This window comes from Zoogloea ramigera, assembly GCF_006539865.1.
Taxonomy (GTDB): Bacteria; Pseudomonadota; Gammaproteobacteria; order Burkholderiales; family Rhodocyclaceae; genus Zoogloea; species Zoogloea ramigera.
Genome location: NZ_BJNV01000158.1, coordinates 1 through 1,671, shown reverse-complemented (window position 1 = coordinate 1,671; position 1,671 = coordinate 1). Strand labels below are relative to the sequence as shown.

Genomic DNA, 1,671 nt, shown 5'->3' with positions numbered 1-1,671 from the left:
AAAACTGCGATGCACGAAGCCTAGATGTCGGCGCTGCCATGCAATCGATCGGGTAACGGATTGGATGGCGGTGGCGGTGGCGGTTTTTGCCACACGCGCCGCTCACATGCCGGCGCCGCGGTTGAATGAAGCAGGCAAAGCGCAATAGACGGCCCAAACGCCCCCGCCGGGCATACACCAGCGCCCGCCCAAGGTTGTAGGCCATCAGGTGCAGACGAAACTCCAGCCGTACCCCCCGCAAGCCGCGGCGGCGGAATCGGTTCAGGCCCTGACGTTCGCGCAGCGCCGAGAACACGGGTTCGACCATCGCCTTGCGCTGGGCAAACGCGCGTCGGGCCCCCGGCTGGGCCATGACCTGGCGTAGCGCTTCCTTGAGCGCCTGGCCAGCGGTGCGCTGGATCGTGCGTTGCGTGGCACCCGTGCACTGCGCACGGCGCGCGCACTGAGCGCAGGCGGTCGTGGTGTACTGCACGTACGCACGACGTCCCGCCTCCGGGTTGCCCTGAGAGCGGCGACACGGATGCAGTCGTTCTCCGGTCGGGCACACGTAGTAGTCCCCGTCCTCGACGTAGCGGAAGTGGCGCAGGGCGAATCGTCCGGCGCCCGGCTCATCGCCTTGCGCATCCTCGGCGCGCTCCGGGCACAGCACGCTGATGTCTTTGTTCAGGGCGCACTCCAGTGTCTCGTAGGTGTTGAATCCCGCATCGAGCAGCACTTCCTGGGTCTGGGCGCCGTCCAGCCGATCCAGCGGCTCGCAGAGCGCGGCTTGCTCGCTCGTCGAGTGGACCTGCGCATCGACCACCACGCGCGCCTCGTTGGCCAGCACCGCCGCCTGGTAGGCTGGGCGGGCGCCCCGGCCGTTCTTGAGCTTGAGCAGCCCCGCCTCGGGTTCGCTCACCACGATGGCCTTGGCCTCGGGGCGCTTGGCCAGTACCGCCTGGGCGTGCTCGATCCGGGCCTGTACGGCGGGTGCCTGGGCCTGTTCGCGCTGCGCCTCGAGCGCTTCGCGCTTGATCAGCGCAAAGCGCGAACTCATCGCCTCCAGCACCGTTCCATCTCCTGCCAGGCGCCCGCGCCCGGACGCCGTACGCTTGAGCACCGCCTCGGTGATCGACTCGAATAGGGGCCCGCTCAGCTGTGCTTCGTGACGCGCGATGAAACGCCCCAGGATCGAGTGATCCGGGGTGATCCCGCCGCTCACCCACATGCATTCCAGATCGCTGCGGGTAAAGCGCTCGAGCGCCCGCAGCGAACTGACGCCCCGCATCAGCCCGAATAGCACGACCCCTGCCATCAGCCAGGGGGCATAGCCTGGCCGGCCCGCCGGGCTGTACTGTGCCTCGAACCCGCTCCAGTCCTGTTCGCTCAAGATCTGCCGCAGCGCCAGCGCATCACCGAGCCCCATCTCACGAAGGTGAGCGTCCAGCCGCTGCGTGCCAAAACGGATGTCTCGAGGGTCAGGGTCTTCGAATCGAATCGCCATCCGGCCCTGCGCCACCTGTCGCGCCTCAAGCCCCGGCTCAGCATCGAACCCGTCCAAACCCAACTGGGTTCCCACCTTGATCCGTGTGACGCGGCGTTTGATCCTGTCCTGACCCATGACTGTCCCAACTTTGTCTCTATATGCGTAATCGTAGCTCAGGCACTCGGGCAGGGGTTTCGCGACACCCT

The 1,671-nt window shown here is 67.0% G+C and carries 1 protein-coding gene; it reads right to left on the bottom strand.

The features are described from left to right. Positions 1 to 1,600 (bottom strand): transposase (locus ZRA01_RS20170; RefSeq protein ID WP_141355159.1); only part of this gene is annotated, 1,600 nt, incomplete at its 3' end. Between the last annotated feature and the right edge of the window lie 71 nt (positions 1,601 to 1,671).